This is a genomic window from Kribbella sindirgiensis (assembly GCF_004331435.1).
Lineage (GTDB): Bacteria > Actinomycetota > Actinomycetes > Propionibacteriales > Kribbellaceae > Kribbella > Kribbella sindirgiensis.
The window spans coordinates 203751-221962 of sequence record NZ_SJKA01000002.1; the positions used below are offsets into that span (position 1 = coordinate 203751).

At 67.1% G+C, this 18212-nt stretch carries 16 protein-coding genes and 1 tRNA gene; 7 read left to right on the forward strand and 10 right to left on the reverse strand.

Annotation, left to right across the window (positions count from 1 at the left end; genetic code table 11):
• Positions 1-39 precede the first annotated feature (39 nt).
• Together E0H50_RS05495 and E0H50_RS44450 are read left to right on the forward strand one after the other, a co-directional pair.
• Positions 40-690 carry an ImmA/IrrE family metallo-endopeptidase gene (locus E0H50_RS05495; RefSeq protein WP_131285460.1) on the forward strand — a complete coding sequence of 217 codons (651 nt, stop codon included), beginning with the start codon at positions 40-42 and terminating at the stop codon, positions 688-690.
• Positions 687-2543, forward strand: coding sequence for a recombinase family protein (locus E0H50_RS44450; RefSeq protein ID WP_420323237.1), 1857 nt, complete (start codon positions 687-689; stop codon positions 2541-2543). The genes E0H50_RS05495 and E0H50_RS44450 overlap by 4 nt, the downstream gene beginning before the upstream one ends.
• Here the strand turns inward: E0H50_RS44450 and E0H50_RS05510 are convergent.
• Positions 2500-2576, reverse strand: a tRNA-Met gene (locus E0H50_RS05510). The genes E0H50_RS44450 and E0H50_RS05510 overlap by 44 nt on opposite strands.
• A 115-nt stretch (positions 2577-2691) precedes the next feature.
• Between E0H50_RS05510 and E0H50_RS05515 the strand changes: the two genes are divergently transcribed.
• On the forward strand, positions 2692-3657 hold the full coding sequence (locus E0H50_RS05515) for a GNAT family N-acetyltransferase (protein ID WP_165547006.1): 966 nt from the start codon (positions 2692-2694) through the stop codon (positions 3655-3657).
• A gap of 344 nt (positions 3658-4001) precedes the next feature.
• Complete coding sequence (locus E0H50_RS05520) at positions 4002-4394, forward strand: hypothetical protein (RefSeq protein WP_238150788.1); 393 nt, start codon at positions 4002-4004, stop codon at positions 4392-4394.
• Between the two features lie 91 nt (positions 4395-4485).
• Here E0H50_RS05520 and E0H50_RS05525 read toward each other — a convergent pair whose 3' ends face one another.
• From E0H50_RS05525 to E0H50_RS05545, 5 genes are read right to left on the reverse strand one after another with little or no spacing between them, the layout of a single operon-like run.
• Positions 4486-7476, reverse strand: coding sequence for a UPF0182 family membrane protein (locus tag E0H50_RS05525; protein ID WP_131285463.1), 2991 nt, complete (start codon positions 7474-7476; stop codon positions 4486-4488).
• Positions 7473-8090, reverse strand: a complete 618-nt coding sequence (locus E0H50_RS05530) for a PPA1309 family protein (RefSeq protein ID WP_202868028.1) — start codon at positions 8088-8090, stop codon at positions 7473-7475. Before E0H50_RS05530 ends, E0H50_RS05525 begins: the two co-directional genes overlap by 4 nt.
• A 43-nt stretch (positions 8091-8133) precedes the next feature.
• Positions 8134-9171: a YlbL family protein gene (locus E0H50_RS05535; protein WP_131285465.1), complete on the reverse strand. Its 1038-nt coding sequence runs from the start codon at positions 9169-9171 to the stop codon at positions 8134-8136.
• On the reverse strand, positions 9168-9440 hold the full coding sequence (locus E0H50_RS05540; protein WP_238150789.1) for a hypothetical protein: 273 nt from the start codon (positions 9438-9440) through the stop codon (positions 9168-9170). The genes E0H50_RS05535 and E0H50_RS05540 overlap by 4 nt, the downstream gene beginning before the upstream one ends.
• A 30-nt stretch (positions 9441-9470) precedes the next feature.
• Complete coding sequence (locus E0H50_RS05545) at positions 9471-9896, reverse strand: molybdenum cofactor biosynthesis protein MoaE (protein ID WP_131285467.1); 426 nt, start codon at positions 9894-9896, stop codon at positions 9471-9473.
• A gap of 330 nt (positions 9897-10226) precedes the next feature.
• Between E0H50_RS05545 and E0H50_RS05550 the strand changes: the two genes are divergently transcribed.
• Both E0H50_RS05550 and E0H50_RS05555 read left to right on the forward strand, forming a co-directional pair.
• A complete protein-coding gene (locus tag E0H50_RS05550; protein WP_131285469.1) occupies positions 10227-11537 on the forward strand; it encodes a zinc-dependent metalloprotease in 1311 nt (436 codons plus the stop codon).
• Between the two features lie 55 nt (positions 11538-11592).
• Positions 11593-12138 carry an NUDIX hydrolase gene (locus tag E0H50_RS05555; protein ID WP_131285471.1) on the forward strand — a complete coding sequence of 182 codons (546 nt, stop codon included), beginning with the start codon at positions 11593-11595 and terminating at the stop codon, positions 12136-12138.
• 474 nt (positions 12139-12612) lie between these two features.
• Here E0H50_RS05555 and E0H50_RS05560 read toward each other — a convergent pair whose 3' ends face one another.
• Positions 12613-13131 (reverse strand): DUF2064 domain-containing protein, encoded by a 519-nt coding sequence (locus tag E0H50_RS05560; protein ID WP_202868029.1) that lies wholly within the window; start codon positions 13129-13131, stop codon positions 12613-12615.
• Between the two features lie 101 nt (positions 13132-13232).
• Entirely contained in the window at positions 13233-13640 is a 408-nt protein-coding gene (locus E0H50_RS05565) for a winged helix-turn-helix transcriptional regulator (protein WP_131285475.1), read from the reverse strand.
• A 105-nt stretch (positions 13641-13745) separates the two neighbouring features.
• Here E0H50_RS05565 and E0H50_RS05570 point away from each other — a divergent pair, with 105 nt between their 5' ends.
• Positions 13746-14678, forward strand: a complete 933-nt coding sequence (locus tag E0H50_RS05570; protein ID WP_131285477.1) for an NADP-dependent oxidoreductase — start codon at positions 13746-13748, stop codon at positions 14676-14678.
• A gap of 453 nt (positions 14679-15131) precedes the next feature.
• On the opposite strand, the gene E0H50_RS05580 is transcribed toward E0H50_RS05570, so the two are convergent.
• Positions 15132-16898, reverse strand: a complete 1767-nt coding sequence (locus E0H50_RS05580) for a helix-turn-helix domain-containing protein (RefSeq protein ID WP_131285479.1) — start codon at positions 16896-16898, stop codon at positions 15132-15134.
• A 4-nt stretch (positions 16899-16902) separates the two neighbouring features.
• The gene (locus tag E0H50_RS05585; protein WP_131285481.1) at positions 16903-18210 is read right to left on the reverse strand and encodes an MFS transporter; all 1308 of its coding nucleotides are present in this window, start codon (positions 18208-18210) and stop codon (positions 16903-16905) included.
• Positions 18211-18212 lie beyond the last annotated feature (2 nt).

The window sequence follows — 18212 nt, forward strand, 5'->3', positions numbered from 1 at the left end:
CCTGCTCAACAGATAACCCCTAATCGAAAGGAGGACACCATGCACCAATACAACAACCCCGAGGCCCGGAGCGTGCTGGCGCGCCTCCGAGCTTTCATCCCGCAACGAGCCACTGACTTCGATGAAGCCAAGAAGATCGCCGAGCTCCAAGCCAACCGACTGCTCAGTCTCTTCAGCATCACCAGCGGCGCTGTCCCATCAGACATCGTCCGCTCACTGCCACGCATCCGTGTCGTGTTCGAGGATCTACCCGTCAGCGGCACCAGTCACTGGAGCGGCACGCACTGGATCATCACGCTCAACAAGGGCGAAGCGCCGGTGCGACAGCGGTTCACGCTCATGCACGAGTTCAAGCACATCATCGACCACGGCCGGGCCCACCTGCTGTACATCAGCAACAGCCGCTACACCGCAGCCGAACAGGCCGAGCGCGCCGCCGATCACTTCGCCGGCTGCGTCCTGATGCCAAAGCGGCTACTGAAGGGCGCCTGGACCAGAGGCCTTCAAACCTCCTCTGAACTTGCCCGGCACTTCGACGTCTCGATCCCAGCCGTTGAGGTTCGACTGTCGCAAACTCGGCTGAACGCCGATCGGGATACCACCACAGTCAGGCCTCTGACCGCACGACTTGCACGCGGTCGCAAACCGCTCTATCACCGCCAACTAGCGACACAAGGACTCTGCCCATGACGAGACGTATCGCAACCGCCGGACCTGTTCAGCTAGGGGCGTTGAAAACAGCGGTGACCTACGAACGCGTGAGCACCAAGGATCAGGCACAGCGCGGCGGCGGAGACGAAGGTTTCTCGATCCCGGCCCAGCGAGATGCCAACAACCGCAAAGCCGACAGCCTCGGCGCGACCGTTATCGCCGACTTCGTCGACGCCGGAGAGAGCGCTCGCTCAGCCAATCGACCAAAGCTCCAACTGATGCTGGAGTATCTGCGCGAACACCAGGTCGACTACGTCATCGTCCACAAGGTCGATCGCCTCGCTCGGAACCGAGAAGACGACGTCGAGATCAACCTGGCCATCAAGGCGGCAGGTGCCTCGCTCGTCTCCGCAACCGAGAACATCGACGAGACGCCGAGCGGCATGCTGTTACACGGCATCATGAGCACGATCGCTGAGTTCTACTCGCAGAACCTCGCCACCGAGTCACGCAAGGGCATGCTCCAGAAGGCCAAGGGTGGCGGCACCCCTGGCATGGCACCCTTCGGCTACCTCAACGTCCGGCAACGCACCGAGGACGGGCGCGAGATACGCACCGTCATCATTGATCCGGAGCGGGCTGCCATCGTGCCCGAACTGTTCGAGCGCTACGCCACGGGCGAGTGGACAGTGGTGATGCTGCGAGATGACCTCGCGGAACGCGGCATCACATCGCTCATCCGACCGAACAAACCACCGAAGCCGCTCGCCACATCGCACATCGACAGCATCCTCAAGAACCGCTACTACGTCGGCGTGGTCACCTTCGAGGGAATCGAGTACCCCGGTAACCACGAAGCGCTGATCAACGAAGATCTCTACCACCGCGTACAGGCAGTGCGGGCAAGCCGCATTCAAAGCCAGGAGAAGCCACGGGTCCGCACGCACTACCTCAAAGGCTCGATCTTCTGCGGTCGGTGCGGGGAGCCGTACAGCTTTGCCGTATCGAGGAACGGCCAAGGGAACTTGTACAGCTACTTCTACTGCCTCGGCCGGCAGAGCTTGAAGAACGGCTGCGACCAGCGTGCCATCCCCATCGAGCTGGCCGAAGACCTGATCGAGGCTCACTGGGAGACCGTGACACTGACCGAGAAGAAGTGCGATGAGATCCGACAGGTGATCTGGGACTACGTCGAGACCATGCTCCCGCTCTTCCACGGCAAGACCGAGGAAGCCCAGCGCCGGCTCGCTCAACTCGACAACCAGAGCCAGAAGGTGCTCCAGGCCCACTACGCCGATGCCATCTCTGTCGAGGTTCTGAAAGAAGAACAGGCGAACATCGCGCTGGCCAAGGCCACCGCCCAGAACATCTTGGAGCGCTACACCGCCGACGAAGCACGCATCAAGCAGCAACTGACCTACTGGGTCGGCCTCATGCACCAAGCATTCAGGCACTACCGTGCCGGCAACTCGGCCGTCCGGCGCCAGCTCAACCAAGGCGTGTTCGACAAGATCTGGCTCGACGACGATGAGGTGGTCGGCTTCGACTACACCCCGGCGTTCCGCCGCATGCTGGCCGACACGCTTCCGGCTGATCTTGCCGCCGAACAGGCAAGGGAGCAGAAGCGGCTGGTTAGAACACGCGACCTTTGGCTCGTCCCCGACTCTGAGTCTGTCCTAACAGAGGAAGACCTTGCCATCCCCAAAGATCTGCCACGGCGTGACCGACGCCACACGGTCCGTGCGCCCCTCAGCGCGTACCTGCGGCAGGAGAGGCCCCGTGGGCAGTTGTCTTGGGAAAGAAAGAACCCCGGTCCTTTTCAGGACCGAGGTTCTAACCATCATTTCTTGGTAGCGGGGGCAGGATTTGAACCTGCGACCTCTGGGTTATGAGCCCAGCGAGCTACCGAGCTGCTCCACCCCGCGTCGTTGTGTCTTTAGTTTAGAGGATCTGGGCTGAGCAACCAAATCGGTTCCTGGTGTGGCCCCGGACCTGCGAAAACCCGTGTCTGCCGGGGGCGTGGCGGCGTACCGTCCGAGTATGTCCCGACACGTCATTCGCCCGTTCGAGGAGGCGGATCTGCCGGCTGCGGCAGGCCTGCTCGCCGAGCGGCACTTGGAGCACCGCAAGCGTCACCCGCTGCTTCCCGCTGACTACGAGGACGCGCAGCTCGCGCTGGTCGAGGTGACGGCCGCGTGGGAGACCGAGGGCGCGTCCGGTGCCGTGCTGGTCGAAGGCGGCGAGATCACCGGCTATCTCCTGGCCGCCCCGAAGCAGTCCCCGGTCTGGGGTCCGAACATCTGGGTAGAGGCCGCCGGTCACGCCGTACGTGAGCCAGAACACATCCGCGATCTGTACGGCGCCGCCGCCGCGCAGTGGGTCGACGACGGCCGCATCGCGCACTACGTCCTGGTGCCCGACGACCCCGCGCTGCTCGACGCCTGGTTCCGGCTGGCGTTCGGTTCGCAGCATGCGCACGCCGTCCGTCCTGCGCCTGACTCCCCGCTGTCTCCGCCATCGGATCTCGTCGTACGTCGTGCCGTGCGCGCGGACATCCCTGTACTCGCGGAACTCGACCTCGAACTGCCCCGGCATCAGGGGTTGTCGCCGGTGTTCTCGTCGGGTGAGCTGCCGACGCTCGAGGAAGCCGTGGCGGACTGGGAGGAATCGATCGACGACCAGGACTACGCGACCTTCGTTGCCTCGTACAACGGTGAGGTCATCGGCTCGTCGGTCGGTTGCTCGCTGGACAAGTCGAGTGCGCACAGCGGGCTCGCGAAACCGGACAATGCGGGGTTCCTCGGGTTCGCGGCCGTGCTGCCGTCGGCCCGCGGACTCGGCGCCGGGCGGGCGCTGGGCGAGGCCGTGCTGCAGTGGTCGGCGGACACCGGGTACACGTCGGTCGTGACCGATTGGCGGGTGACGAACCTTTTGTCGTCGCGGGCCTGGCCGCGGCTCGGGTTCCGGCAGACGTTCCACCGGTTGCATCGGCTGATCGGGCACTGATCGGGCATTGATCGGGCATTGATCGGGCACTGACCGCGAGGTTGTCCACAGCTCCGAACTCGTCGGTTCAGACGAGGCACGATCACTGCACCTTCTTGGTCACGAAAGGCGTCTCGCAGCAGGCGGGGCGCCACCGTTTCCAGGAGGCAGCCATGTCGCGTTCATCGCTTCGTTCCCGAGCCGTGCCGTCCGCCCGCCGTATCGTGACCGGAAGCGCGGTTTTACTGGCCGCGCTCGGGCTCTCGGCGACAGTCCCTGCCTCAGCAACGGAGTTCACACCGTCGTCGACGTACTCCGCTGAACATCCATCGACCGAGCAAAGGGCTGGCACCTTGGACGGCTTCGTGATCGAGAACCTTCCCGACGGCCTCGGCACGCCGAGCGACTTCGAGTACGAGTGGGAGGACGTGTCGTTCCACAGCCGGGTCTGGGAGACCGGGCCGGATCCGGAGGGCGCGTTCAAGGTCGACCTGACCGTGAAGACGCTCCGCGGCGAGAGACTCACCGATCTCGAGGCCGTCAAGGACTTCCTGGTCGAGTACGAGGAGAAGGAGCCGGGCGACTGGCAGCTCGAACCGGTGAAGGTCGGCGGGTACGACGCGCTGTTCGCCGGCAACGAGGTGTTCTACTTCATCGAGCCTGGCGTCGCGGCCGAGGTCACGATCGATCACGAGCGCTTCACCGACGAGGACGTGCTCGACACCGCGGCCGGGTTCCACCCGGAGCCGACGACCTGATGCCATAGGCAACCAGCCGGCACGGCGCAGACGAACGGGGCGGCGACGCCGACTGATGTCGGTGTCGCCGCCCCGGGAACCACCCTGCGGCTCAGCCTGCCGGTGAGGTCGGTGGACTCGTCGGTGTCGTCGATGCCGGTGGGTTCGACGGATTCGGGGACGGCGTCGACGACGGTGTCGTCGTAGGTGTCTCCGCTGCCCCGGCAGCGGCTCGGTCGAGCGCGGCCTTCATCTGGTTGAGGTTCGTCTGATAGCCGGTCAGGTCGCCGTTCCTCAGCGCTGTCTGCGCCCGGGTCCAAGCGGCCTGAGCGTCGGCGATGGCCTGCTTGACCGTCTGGTTCGGCGTCTGTGTCGTCGGCGGTTTCTCGGTTCCTGGCGGCAGCTCGCCGGTGTCGACGCTGGTCTTGAAGACCTTGGTCAGGGCATCCTGCAACGTCCCGCCGTAGGCGACGCTGTCGCCGAAGGACACCAGGACGTACCGCAGGACCGGATAACTACCCTGCCCGCTGGTCCGCACCGAATAGACCGGCTGGACGTAGAGCAGACCACCGCCGAGCGGCAACGTCAGCAAGTTGCCGTACTGCGCTCTTGCCCCGCTGTTCGGCTGGTTGATGGGCAGCAACGCCTGTCTGATGCCTTCGTCGGTCTGGAACTTGTTGTAGACCTGCCCCGGACCAGGTATCTGCAGGTTCCCCGGCAATCGCAGCACCCGGAACTTGCCGTAGTCCGGCGAGGTGGCCTCGGCATCGACAGCCACGAACGCAGTCAGGTTCTCGCGTTCACCGTTCGGCACGTACACCGACGTCAGCGAGAACTTCGGCTCGGACTGATCGGGCATCCGCAACGAGAGATAGAAGGGAGGCTGGCTGATATGCGTCGCCGAGTCACCACCGGAGGAGACCGCGGTCGGGTCGTCCGGCACTCGCCACAGGTCGCTGTTCTGGTACCAGGTGCCGGCGTCCTGGACGTGGTACTTCGCGAGCAGGTCGCGCTGCACCTTGAACATGTCCTCCGGGTAGCGCAGGTGCGACATCAGGTCCGGCGAAATGTCCGAGCGCGGCTTGACCGTGCCCGGGAACGCCTTCATCCAGGTCTTCAGCACCGGGTCCTTGTCGTCCCAGGCGTACAGCTCGACCGAGCCGTCGTAGGCGTTGACGACAGCCTTGACCGAGTTGCGGATGTAATTGATCTTCTCGCTCGGTTGCTGAGCGATCGTCCCGCGGCCGGTCGTGGTGTCCCGGGTGCTGACGTCCAGGTCGACCTTCTCGGAGTACGGGTAGTTGTCCGAGGTGGTGTACCCGTCGACGATCCAGACCACCTGGCCGTCGACGATCGCCGGGTACGGGTCACCGTCCGGCGTCAGCCACGGGGCCGCCTTCTCGACCCGCTCGCGCGGGGTGCGGTCGTAGAGGATCTTCGAGGCAGAGTTCACGCGGCTGGACAGCAGGATGTTCGCATCCCGGAATTTCGTTGCGTAGAGCAACCGGTTGGCGAACGAGCCGACCGGGACGCCGCCCTTGCCGGCATAGGTGTTGAGCGTCGGGTCACCGCCCTTCTGCCCTTCCGGCGTGTCGAGCTCGACCTTTTGGCCGCCTTCGGGAGCGCCGACGATCGAGTAGTCCGGCGACTGCTCGCCGAAGTAGATCCGCGGTTCGTAGTCACCGAGATCGCCGGTCGGCGGCAGGTCCTTCTCGGTGAACACCGGAGTACCGCCCTGCGACTGGTTCCCGTTCGCGGCGACGACCCCGTAGCCGTGGGTGTAGACGGTGTGGTCGTTGTTCCAGTTGCGCTGACCGGCCGGCAGCCGGTCGACCTGGACCTCGCGGACCGCGATGACCGTGTCGTTGACCTTGCCCTTGATCTTGTACCGGTCGACGTCGAGATCCGTCGGGAACGAGTAGAAGCCACGGACCTGCTGGAGCTGCTCGAACGTCGGTCCGATCACCGTCGGGTCGATCAGCCGGATACCTGGCAGGACTTCGGCATCCGCCGTCAGGTCCTCCGGCTTCGCCGTACTCTTCGCCTGGTACTCGGTGACATCGGCGCCCTCGAGTCCGTACGCCTGACGCGTGGCCTCGATGTTCTTGGTGATGTACGGCGCTTCCTTCACGGGCTCGCTCGGTCGCACCCGCAACTGCTGGAGCGCGGCCGGCCAGAGCGCACCGAGGAGGATCGCCGAAAGGATCAGCACGACCGTACCCACCCCGGGAAGCAGCCAGGTCCGCCGGACCACGTTCGCGAAGAACAAGATCGCACACAGGACCGCGATGACGGCCAGGATCTCCTTGCTCGGCAGGATGGCGTGGTCACCGGTGTAGGAGACACCGGTGAAGAGCTTGGCGTCCGACGTCGTGAGACCGAACCGGTCCAGCCAGTAGCTGAAGGCCTTGAGCAGGACCAGCAGACCGAGCAGCACCGAGAACTGCACCTGCGCCGCGCCGGAGGCCTTCTGGCCCTTCGCGGACGGGCGGAAGCCGCCGTACAGGTAGTGCGTGATGATCGCGGCGACCAGCGACAGCAGGACGATCGAGTAGCCGAAGCCGAGCAGCACGCGCAGCCACGGGTAGTCGAAGACGAAGAACGCGATGTCCTTGTTGAAGTGCTTGTCGGTGACGCCGAAGGGGGTTCGGTTCCGCCAGGCCAGGAAGACCTTCCACTCCCCCGACGCTGCCGAGCCGCCGAAGACCAGCATCAGGGTCGCGACGACGCCGACCGCGATCTTGCCGTGCTGCTGCAGCAGTTCGCCGTACCGCTCGAATCCGGGACTCGGCGACGGGGCGAGGGCCACGCGGGGACGGGTGCGGAAAGCGACGATGATGTTCGCGACGACCGCGGCCGCCATCAGCAGACCGACGATCACGAACAGCAGCACGCGGGTGCCGAGCACAGTACTGAACACCGAGCCGAGGTCGACCGATCGGTACCAGAGCCGCTGGGTCCAGACGTCGGTGAAGATACTGAAGAGGATCAGCAGGACGATCAGCGTGGCGATCGTCGGCAGCAGAGCGCGGGGGCGCCCGCCTGTACGCCGGTTCCGGCGGGCCGGCGGCTCCTCGGGCATGTCATAGACGCCGTCGCTCATGGTCGCTTCTCCTCGTCGTCATTCATGCCGTCGACCCCAGGACCGTCGCCCGACCGGATGCCGGTCGAAGGTTCGAATGTCAAAGACAGTACTTCGCACAGCGTCGGGACCAAGTCGATACCGGTGAGCACCGCGCTGTCCTCGTCGTGGGCACGCAACCGGACGGCGCCGAACCGCGCGCCTTCCCGGAGCACCGCCGCGACCATCCGGACCTCGTGCCGGCGGGGATCACTCCCGGCCAGCCGGGCCAGTTCGGCGTCGGACTCGATGCTGGACAGGCCGGACTCGGACGCCGCCGGCAGCACGATCCGCTCGATCGCCAGTGCGCAGCCGGCGACGCCGTCCGGCCATTCGATCCGGCCGAGCGTGTCGGCCAGGCGGTCGTCCTCGACACCACCGGGAAGCTCGCCCTGGGCCACCGGGGTCAGCGGCTGCGATGCGTCCTCGGCGCCGAGTTCGGCGGCGAGGTTGGGTTCGGCGCGGAGCAGGTCCGCCGTCGGAACCAGCGCGAACAACTGCGCGGGCTGGTCCCAGCCCGCGCTGCTCACGTGCTTCTCGATCTCGACCACCGCGCGGCTGAGCGCGTCCGGTGGCAGCGTGCCTACGGAATCCATGCCGGCAGATCTTCCCCTCGGCTCACCAGTACGTACCTATCGCTCATTGGCTGCACGACGGGACCTCTCCCTTGCCGTCAGCGACCGCCTGCAGTGCGCTGATGGCGTCGGTCAGCGTGCTGATCTTCACCAGCTGGATACCTTTCACGCCCGCATGCAGCGCGGCCGCGCAGTTCGGCGCCGGGACCAGGAACACCGTCGCGCCGTCGTTCCGGGCGCCGGCGATCTTCTGCTGGATCCCGCCGATCGCGCCGACCTGGCCGAGCGCGTCGATCGTCCCGGTGCCGGCAACGTGCTTCCCGTTCAGCAGGGGGCCCGGGGTCAGCTTGTCGTAGATGGCCAGCGCGAACGCGGTGCCCGCGCTGGGGCCGCCGATGTCCTGACCGAGGTTGACCGTCACCTTGACCTGCGAGTCGACGCCGATCGTGATCCCCACCATCGGCCGGGTCTCGTCACCGGGCGTCGCGGCGGTCTTCAGCTCGACGGTCTGCTCGGCGGTGCCGCGGCGGATCAGGAAGACGACCTTCTCGCCGACCTTGTGCTTGCGGACGAACTCGCCGACCTGCGGGACCTGCGTCACCGTCTGCCCGTCGACGGCCAGCACGATGTCGCCGGCCTTCAGCTTGCCCTGGGCCGGCGAGTTGTCCGCGACCGTCGACACCTTCGTATGGAACGGAACCTTCGCCGCCTGCAGGGCGGCCGCGACCGCGCTGTCCTGCGAGCCGGTCATCTCAGCGGTGTTCTGCTGCTCGACCTCGTCGGCGCTCTGGTCCGGCGGATAGATGATCTCGCGCGGGAACAGGTCGTGGTGCGGGTCGAGCCAGTTCCGCATCGCCTGCGGCAGGGTCAGCTCCCGGTCCGGCGAGGTCACGGACACCGTCGTGAGGTCGAGCTGGCCCGTCGTCGGGAACGTGTCGTGGCCGGTGATCTCGACGACCGGCTTGTTCTTCGACGATCCCAGGGTGTCCTTGACCGGCCCGGGGCTGAACGAGACGAACGGCACCGGGAACGCGGTGACCAGCCCCAGCGAGACGACAAGCACGACGATCGAGGTGACCAATGTGGCGGTACGACGTGTCACGAACCCTGCCCTGCGATCTTGGAGCCGGAGCGACGGATCTCGGAAGAGACCGGCTGATGGTTACGACGACCCAGGCCGCGGCGACGTTCCGGAGTGGCCCGCGGGCCCGGCGCGGCGAGCGCGGCGTTGAAGCGGCGGAAGTCCTCGACCGAAGCGAAGGGGCCGCCGGACCGGCGGCGCTCACGGCTGCGCCACCCGCGCCACGCCGCCCAGCACATCGCCAGCAGCGTGGCGGCCAGCGGGAACGCCAGCCACGCCAAAACCTTCATCCGGCCACCTTCATGCGCCCAGCGTACGTGTCAGTGAGCGCCGACCCACTCGCTGCCACCGTCGCTGAAGCGCTGGTGTTTCCAAATCGGGACCTCGGCCTTGAGTTCGTCGATCAACTGCCGACAGGCAGTGAACGCCACATCTCGGTGCGAAGCCGCCACCGCGACGATCACCGCGGCGTCACCGATCACCAGATCCCCGGTCCGGTGCACGGCGGCCAGCGCGGTCACCGCGGGGTCGTCGCAGATACGCTGCGCAACCTTCCGCAGGTGCTCCAGCGCGTCCGGGTGCGCCTCGTAGCTCAAGCGGTCGACCGGCTTGTCCTGGTCGTGGTTGCGCACAGTGCCGATAAAAAGCGCAGTTCCGCCCGCCGTCGGGTCCGCGACAGCCGCGAGAACCTCGTCGCTGGACAACGCACTGTCGCGAATGTCCAGCAGTCTGATCGCGTCGCTCATCCGTTCCTCATTCCGGCCAGGTCCCCACGCTCACACCACACCATTCCATCCCCCGCACCGCAATTCTCCCTCCCACCCTCCCTTTCCAGGACATCCCCTCCCTTTCCGCTCACCGATCCGCTCGCCGATCGCTCGTCGGCACGGGGCGCTGCGGTGCGTGGTACGGCGTACACCGGGAGAGACTGTTGCCTTCCTCACCTACCTGCCGGACCGGGGTTCAGGCTCTGCCGGCGGCGAACAGCGACGGTTGTGCGTTCACCGAGCGAGGAACTGATCGACGGAACCAGTACGTTGGAGTTGTACGCCCCACCCGCACAGGAAGGCCCTCCGATGAGCGACGAACCGGACAACCCGGACAACCCGTTCAAGGGAACGCCGTTCGAGGCCATGTTCCAGCAGTTCTCCGGTGCGGCCGGCGCGGGCGGCGCCCCGGACCTGAACGCGATCTTCGCCCAGGTCCAGCAGATGCTGAGCGGGTCGACCGACGGCAAGCCGGTGAACTGGGACCTGGCCAAGGACATCGCCCGCAAGACCGTCTCCGCCGCCGGAGACCGATCGATGACATCCACCGACAGCGACCGGGTCGCGGACGCGGTCCGCCTCGCCGAGCACTGGCTGGACGACGCGACCACGCTCCCCGAGGTGTCCGCGACCTCCGCAGCCTGGAGCCGTGCCGAGTGGGTCGAGAACACGCTCCCGGTCTGGCAGACGATCGTCGATCCGGTCGCGGAGCACGTGGCCGGCGCGATGGGCAACGCGCTGCCCGCCGAGGCGCAGCAACTCGCCGGTCCGATGGCGGGGATGCTGCGGCAGTTGGGCGGTTCCGTCTTCGGAGCGCAGGTCGGTCAGGGGCTCGGCGAGCTCGCCGGCGAGGTCGTCAGCTCGTCCGACATCGGGCTCCCGCTCGGTCCGACCGGCCAGGCGATCCTGCTGCCGGACAACGTGGCGAAGTTCGCCGACGGGCTCGGGCTGACCGACGAGGACGTCCGGTTGTACCTCGCGCTGCGTGAGGTCGCACACCAGCGCCTGTACGCCGGGGTCCCGTGGCTGCGCCAGCATCTGCTGGCCGCGGTCGCCGACTACGCGGCCGGAATCGAGGTCGACACCGGCAAGATCGAGCGGGCGATGGCCGACATCGACCCGCAGAACCCGGAAGCCATGCAGGAAGCGCTGGCCGGCGGCTTGTTCGAGCCCGAGGACTCGGCGCAGCAGAAGGCAGCGCTCGTCCGGCTCGAGACCACGCTGGCGCTGGTCGAGGGCTGGGTCGACGACGTCGTGCGGCAAGCCACCAAGGACCGGATGCCCGCTGCGGTACAGCTCGCCGAGACGGTACGGCGTCGTCGGGCCGCCGGTGGCCCGGCCGAGCAGACGTTCGCGACTCTCGTCGGCCTCCAACTGCGGCCTCGCCGCCTGCGTGACGCGGCGAACCTGTGGGCCGCTGTCCGCGACGCCCGCGGCGTCGACGGTCGCGACAACCTCTGGTCCCACCCCGACCTGATGCCGAGCACCAGCGACCTGGACGACCCCATCGGCTTCGCCCAGCACGCCGGCGAGCTCTCCGACATCGACATCAGCGACTTCCTCACCGAAGAGACGTCCGACAAGCCCCAGGACGACGACGGCGACACCCCCACCAAGTAGGCAGTCGCCCTACCCCGCCTGAGAGTGTCCGGGCGGGGATGGGGAGACTTGCGGGATGCTTCATGGGGATGCGGTTGAGGTCTTGGAGCGGTGGCGTCCGCCCGATGCGGAGCAGGAGGAGCTGCGGGCGCACTACCTGCGGCACCTGGCGACGCACTCCGACGGGATGTGGCGGAGCTGCCGGCCAGAACATGTAACGTCCAGCGCGCTGGTCGTCGACGGCACGGGCAAGAACACCCTGCTCACCTTGCACAAGACAGTTGGCCGATGGCTTCAACTCGGCGGGCACTGCGAACCCGGCGACGCGACGCTGAGTGGTGCGGCACTGCGGGAAGCAACTGAGGAGTCAGGGCTCACGCGCCTGACAGTCAGCCGCGAACCGCTGCAGCTTTCACGACATCTGCTTGAGGCGGGTGGGTGTGCGGGTGCGTACCACCTCGACGTCCAGTTCCTCGTCACGGCGGCAGCGAGCACGGAGTACGTCGTGAGCGACGAATCCCACGACCTCGCCTGGTTCCCGCTCGACGACCTTCCTCCGGACACGGACGCCTCCGTCCAGGACCTGGCCTCTCGAGCACGCAGACACCTCGCGCACAACTGACCTCGCGGCTCCAGGGCTGAACCGCCTACTGGGCAGGCGATCCCGCTCCAGGTGGTGATCCTGTGGGCCGACCAGAGTTGGCCGGCCCACCTCCCCACAACAGGGCATTCCTCAACCCCTCAGCCCCGCCGCACCGCGTCCCCCGCGATCCCCGTGTCGTGCATCCCCGTGTCCCCGCTGTCCCCCATTGGTGCTCCCCCCGTACTGCGGATTCGTGCAGCGTGCGCAGTCCCCCGACTGCGGCACTTCCCCGTGGTTTTACTGTCCCCGTGGTTTTACTGTCCCCGTGATGTTGCTGTCCCCCGTGGCGATCCCCCGTGCTGATCCCCCGTGCGGTCCCGTCGGATGGTGCTCCCGGGCCGCATCCCCCGATGCGGGCCGGGTTTCTCGTCGGGTGCCGCCCCTGAACGGCATCGGCGATCGGTGATGTTCCCCGTTGCATGGTGAACGAGCGGATCCGGAGAAGGTGACGGATCAGGAGTGACGAAGTAGGGATCTTGTCGCATCCCAGCCTTCAAGCCCGGGATCCAGTCGCGCTAGGTCAGCATTCGATCGCAGACGGTGCCATCCGGGGCCGATCGCGACGGCGTGACGGCGGGGTTTGCGGGCCTCGAGGAGTTCGAGTGGGGTGTCGAAGGTCGGGGCGAGTTCGACGAGCCAGTCGGCGATCGGGAGCTTCACACCGACGGCCGCGAGTGAGCCGTCCTCGGCGGGCGTGACGGCGACGTCGGCATTGCTCAGCGCACGGAACAGTTTGCCGATCAGCAGCCCAGGCAGGTCCGGTACGTCGTGCGACACCGCGACCACCGCCGCGGCGGGCCCGGCGAGCTCCACCGCGTGCAGGACGGGCCTAGCGGGATCGACGGCGTACGTCGGTGTTCCGGGCCAGGTCAGCGCGCGTACCTCGGCCACAGCACGCTCGTCGCCGGAGACCGCGACCGCGACGTCGACCCGGTCGAGCGCGGCGATCACTTCGTACGTGTCCTCGGCCATCGCCAACCGCCACGCCCCTGGGTCCCTCCCCGGTGGAGCCCAGGTTCCAGCCTCCGGCACAACAACCACCACAACTCGCCGATCGGCCCCGTCCGCGGTTGTCATGCTGGGGAGCCCTCGTTGTCGTAGGTGGCGCGGGCGGTGGCTACTTCGGTCATGTGCGACTCGGCCCACGACTTGATGGCCGAGATGAGTGGCATCAACGTGCGCCCCAGCGGGGTCAGTTCGTAGTCGACGCGCACCGGGACGGACGGGGTGACCGAGCGGGTCAGGAGACCGTCGCGTTCCAAGGAGCGGAGGGTCTGGGTCAGCATCTTCTGGCTGACGCCGGCGATGCGGCGCGACAGATCGGAGTAACGCTGCGGACCATCTGCAAGAGCGCTCAACACCAAAGTCACCCACTTGTCGCTGATCCGGTCGAGGAGCTGCCGCGCGGGACAAGTCGCCAGGAACGCGTCGTACTCGCGCGCTGCCTCTTCGCGGCGCTGGGCTGCGGTGCGGGTGGGCATGGCTCTCCTCGTCGTGCGGTACGCACTCCGAAGTGCGTACTTCCCATCAGAGAGTAGCTCTCCAAGAGTGGTGCATGTTCCAGACACCACGAAGAGGAGAAAGATATGCGCGCACTCGTTGCCCGGCGGCTCGACGGGCCGGACGCGATCGAGTTGATCGAGACCGGCGTACCTGAGCCGGCTGCGGGTCAGGTACGGATCAAGGTGACCGCGGCCGCGGTCAACCCGGTGGACGTGGCGGTCAGCACTGGAAAGGCCGTCCAGTACGGGGTAACCCGTGCCCGCGACCAGTTCGGCCTCGGCTGGGACGTCGCGGGCACCATCGACGCGACCGGCCCCGGGAGCGACCTCGAGCCGGGTACGCCGGTGATCGGGCTGGCGGATCTGCTCGGGCGACCCCTCAAGACACATGCGGAGTACGTCGTCCTGAATGCCGAGGCGGTCGCGCCCGCGCCGAGGAACCTCGACCTCACCGCTGCGTCCACGATCGCCCTCAACGCCCTGACCGCGTTGCAGGCGCTCAAGGCCCTCCAGCTCACCCCCAGTGAGACAGTCCTCGTCACAGGCGCAGCCGGTGGGGTCGGAGGGTACGCCGTCGAGCTCGCCAAGCACTTCGGTCTGACCGTCATCGGCACCGCGGCAGCAGAAGACGAACACCTGGTACGGCGTCTTGGCGCGGATCACTTCGTGTCACGTGCAGAGGACCTGGCGGCTGCGGTAGACGCGATTGCGTCCGGAGGCACCGACGGTTTGGTGGACGCGGCTGTACTCGGCATCGGTGCACAGGAAGCGGTCCGCAACCGCGGCCGGCACGCGCACGTCCAGGCGGGTCCCACCCCGCCGCATCTCCGCGGCATCACCGTGCATCAGATCTTCGTACACGCGAACCGTTCGGAGTTGTCGGAGCTGATACAGCTGACCGAGGCAGGGGTCATCTCCACCCGGATCGCCGACACTTATCCACTGGAGGACGCGGCAACGGCCTACCGGCGATTGGCCAAGGGCGGCGTCCGCGGCCGCCTGGCCCTCATCCCCTAAGCGGAGACCTGCAGTTCCGGGGTGATCAGGCCGAGCCGAAGGGCGGTCATGATCGCGTTGGCGCGGTTGGTGGCGCCGAGCTTGTCGTACAGGCGCGAGACGTAGGTCTTGGCCTGTACGCCAGGCTGACGAACATCGTCCCCGCGATCGCCGGAACCGACCCCGCAACGAACGCGATCATCCCGGCCCCGACCAGCTGAGCACCGTCACCTGACGATGCCCGGGACTCGGAGCTATCGGATTGCTGTCGACCAGAGCCACCGTCCTTGGCCGCGAAAACTGTGCTGATGCGCCCGTCGGGCATCTCGACACCCCCTGGCGCCGCTCTGTGTCACCGTAATGCGCGTTGACTTCGCCTAAAGAGTGGCGGTGGAGCGGACTTCGTCAAGCGGGTGAACGGAGGACAGAAGCTGTCGTTCGGTCGACACCCTGTCGTCCGAACGGCTGACAGGGTCAGCCGAGGGTGGTGTGGAGGCGGAGGGCCACCTGTACGTCGAGGGCGCGGTCCGGGGACTGCCAGCCGTCGCCCAGTAGGGCGGTGATGCGGTCGAGGCGTTGCTGCACCGTGTTCGGGTGGATGTGGAGGGCGGTGGCTGCGCGGGTAGGGCTCTGGCCGGCGGCGAAGTACGCGTGGAGGGTGCCGATCAGGTCAGTGCCTCGCTGGGTGTCGTAGTCGAGGACCTTGCCGAGCACCTGGTGCACGTGGCTGCGTACGTCGACCTCGGTAGCGCCGACCAGGCCTGCCACACCCAGGTCGTCGGGCGTGGCCGCTTCGCAAAGGCGGTTCAAGCGGACCATGGTGGTGACGAGGCGAGACGCCTGCCGGTGTGCCTCGACCAAGGGCTCGCCCCAGGTCGCCGGGCCGGTGACAGCAATCGTCACGCCCGTGCGCTTGGCCAGCTCGGACAGGTCGCGTGCGGTGGACACAGCGCTGGTGCGAGCAAACAGCAGCACCAGGTCCCCGCCGTACGGACCAGACAGCACCAGTCTGTCTTCCAGTGGTGCGGACAGCCGAGCGCGTACGGCGGTGTGGTCGCCACGGCACACTGCGACGACCAGGCGATCGTGCCGGTAGTTGGGCGCGAGTAACCGGAGCCGATCGGTGAGAGCGCGCGGATCGGTGCTTCCACTCAGTACGTCGGCCAGCAGGTCGGCCTGTGCACGTTGGGATTGCTCAGCGGCCTGTCGGCGGAACAGCAGAACCAGTGCGGTCACAACGGCTGCTCGCTCGACGATGCGCTGGTCTGCACCGGACAGGTCGTCGGCACCGCCAATGACCAGCGCACCGAGCCGTTCGCGCTTCGCGGTCGCCGCCACGACCCAGCAGTCGCCGATGCGAGTCAGTCGACCGGACTCGGACTCCTGCCAGGGCACCGGCGTACCAGGGACGCTTCCGGCCACTGCCAGCTCGTTGCCGCTGGCATCGACCAGTACGACCCACATGTCGAGCAGCTCGGCCAGCGCGGCAGCGATGGCGTCCACATCCCCGCCGGACAACACGATCTCGGCAAACCGGTCATGGGCGGCGGCTGCGTGTTCGACGCCCGCGTGTGCGGCGGACAGCTGGTCCAACGCCGCAGCGGTCTCGGCCGCCGCCCGTACCTGAACCAGCGTCACCGCGGCCAGCGTGGCCAGTGAACCGAGCAGCGACACCTCGTCACGGCTGAACGGGCGTCGGGTCCGGTTGGACGCGAACAACACACCGACGAAGGCACCATCGACCACCAACGGCGTACCGCAGATCGCTACCAGCCCCTCCTCGCCCACCGCGTCGTCGATGGGTGTGGTGTGCCGGAAACGGTGGTCGGACGGGTAGTCCGCGGTCCAGTAAGGCTTGTAGGTCTCCGCGACCAGTCCGCCGAGTCCTGCGCCGAGGGGCAGCCGCAACTGCTGGAACGCGGCCGACACGGAGCCGTCGGTGGCCCGCATGTACGTGTCGCCGCGCGTCTCGTCGTACAGGGTCAGGTACGCGACGTCCGTGCCGACGAGTGTGCGGGCACGGTGGACGATGGTGTGTAGTACGCCGCCCGGGTCGCGGGCGGACGCCAGCTCGCGCGCCACGTCGACCAGTGCGGACAGTTCGGCCTCACGCTTCTTGCTGGCGTCCATGCCGGCCCGGATCCGCAGGGCGAGGTCGCGTGCCACCGCGTCCTCGCCCGCCGCCCGGGCCAGCTCGCTCCCGGACGCATCCTCGGCCAGCAGCCGCAGAAGCTCCTCCATGGTCCTACAGCGTAGTGAGGTCCCGGCGACGTGTTTCGGAGTACGACGTCACCGCGACGATGGAGATGACCGCACAGGCCGCGACGTAGACAGCGATCGCGTACCCGGAGTCGTACGCCTTCAGCAGGGCGACCGCGATGAAGGGCGCCAGACCGCCCGCGACGATCGACGCGAGCTGGTAGCCGACCGAGACACCGGAGTACCGCACCCGCGTCCCGAACAGCTCGGTGAAGAACGACGCCTGCGGTCCGTACATCGCACCGTGCAGCACCAGACCGACCGTCACGGCAAGTGTCGCGAGGGCGAAGTTGCGCGTGTCCACCAGCGCGATGAACAGGAACACCCAGACGCCGACACCGACCGCACCGATGAGGTACACGGGCTTGCGGCCGATGCGGTCCGACAGCGCGCCCCAGAGCGGAATGGCGAAGAAGTGCACGGCCGCGGCGATCAGTACGGCGTTCAGGGCGAACGACTTGCCCATACCGAGGTGTTCCTTCGCGTACGTCGCGATCACGATCGTGAAGATGTAGTAGCTGACGTTCTCCGCCATCCGCGCGCCCATCGCGGTCAGCACCTCACGTGGGTACCGCGTGATCACCTCGAGGATCGGCAGCTTCTCCGCCGGCTCCTCCTGAGCCCGAGTACGCGCCTCCTGGAACACCGGCGACTCCTCGATCCGCAGCCGCACCCACAGCCCCACCAGGACAAGCACTGCGGACAGGAGGAACGGGATACGCCAGCCCCACGAGTCGAACGCAGCGTCCGACTGGAACGCGGCCAGCCCAGCCAGTACGCCGTTTGCGATCAGCTGACCCGCCGGCGCACCAGCCTGCGGCCAGGACGCCCAGAACCCGCGCCGTGCCGGATCACCATGCTCCGACACGATCAGCACGGCCCCTCCCCACTCACCGCCCAGAGCGAAGCCCTGGATGAGGCGGAGCACTGTGAGCAGGATCGGGGCGAGCGCACCGACCTGTGCGTACGTCGGCAGGAGACCGATGGCGAACGTGGCGATACCCATCATGAGCAGTGAGAGCACCAGCAACTGCTTGCGGCCCAGCCGGTCACCGAAGTGCCCGAACACGACGCCACCGATCGGACGGGCGAAGAAGCCGACCGCGAACGTGGCGAAGCTCAGCAGCGTTCCGGTGAGCTCCTCGCCTTTCGGGAAGAACAGGTCGCCGAACACCACCGATGCGGCGACCCCGTACAGGAAGAAGTCGTACCACTCGACCGTCGTACCGACGAGACTCGCGCCGACCACCCGGACGATCGACGAGCGGGTGCGCACTGGTTCTGTAGCTGTCATTG

What these genes read in the sequence shown, in the direction of transcription:
- E0H50_RS05585 (WP_131285481.1), bottom strand. Translation starts at nt 18,210, where the DNA reads ATGACAGCTACAGAACCAGTGCGCACCCGCTCGTCGATCGTCCGGGTG.
- E0H50_RS05525 (WP_131285463.1), bottom strand. Translation starts at nt 7,476, where the DNA reads ATGAGCGACGGCGTCTATGACATGCCCGAGGAGCCGCCGGCCCGCCGG.
- E0H50_RS05570 (WP_131285477.1), top strand. Translation starts at nt 13,746, where the DNA reads ATGCGCGCACTCGTTGCCCGGCGGCTCGACGGGCCGGACGCGATCGAG.
- E0H50_RS44450 (WP_420323237.1), top strand. Translation starts at nt 687, where the DNA reads ATGACGAGACGTATCGCAACCGCCGGACCTGTTCAGCTAGGGGCGTTG.
- E0H50_RS05515 (WP_165547006.1), top strand. Translation starts at nt 2,692, where the DNA reads ATGTCCCGACACGTCATTCGCCCGTTCGAGGAGGCGGATCTGCCGGCT.
- E0H50_RS05530 (WP_202868028.1), bottom strand. Translation starts at nt 8,090, where the DNA reads ATGGATTCCGTAGGCACGCTGCCACCGGACGCGCTCAGCCGCGCGGTG.
- E0H50_RS05555 (WP_131285471.1), top strand. Translation starts at nt 11,593, where the DNA reads ATGCTTCATGGGGATGCGGTTGAGGTCTTGGAGCGGTGGCGTCCGCCC.
- E0H50_RS05580 (WP_131285479.1), bottom strand. Translation starts at nt 16,898, where the DNA reads ATGGAGGAGCTTCTGCGGCTGCTGGCCGAGGATGCGTCCGGGAGCGAG.
- E0H50_RS05565 (WP_131285475.1), bottom strand. Translation starts at nt 13,640, where the DNA reads ATGCCCACCCGCACCGCAGCCCAGCGCCGCGAAGAGGCAGCGCGCGAG.
- E0H50_RS05545 (WP_131285467.1), bottom strand. Translation starts at nt 9,896, where the DNA reads ATGAGCGACGCGATCAGACTGCTGGACATTCGCGACAGTGCGTTGTCC.
- E0H50_RS05540 (WP_238150789.1), bottom strand. Translation starts at nt 9,440, where the DNA reads ATGAAGGTTTTGGCGTGGCTGGCGTTCCCGCTGGCCGCCACGCTGCTG.
- E0H50_RS05560 (WP_202868029.1), bottom strand. Translation starts at nt 13,131, where the DNA reads ATGGCCGAGGACACGTACGAAGTGATCGCCGCGCTCGACCGGGTCGAC.
- E0H50_RS05495 (WP_131285460.1), top strand. Translation starts at nt 40, where the DNA reads ATGCACCAATACAACAACCCCGAGGCCCGGAGCGTGCTGGCGCGCCTC.
- E0H50_RS05550 (WP_131285469.1), top strand. Translation starts at nt 10,227, where the DNA reads ATGAGCGACGAACCGGACAACCCGGACAACCCGTTCAAGGGAACGCCG.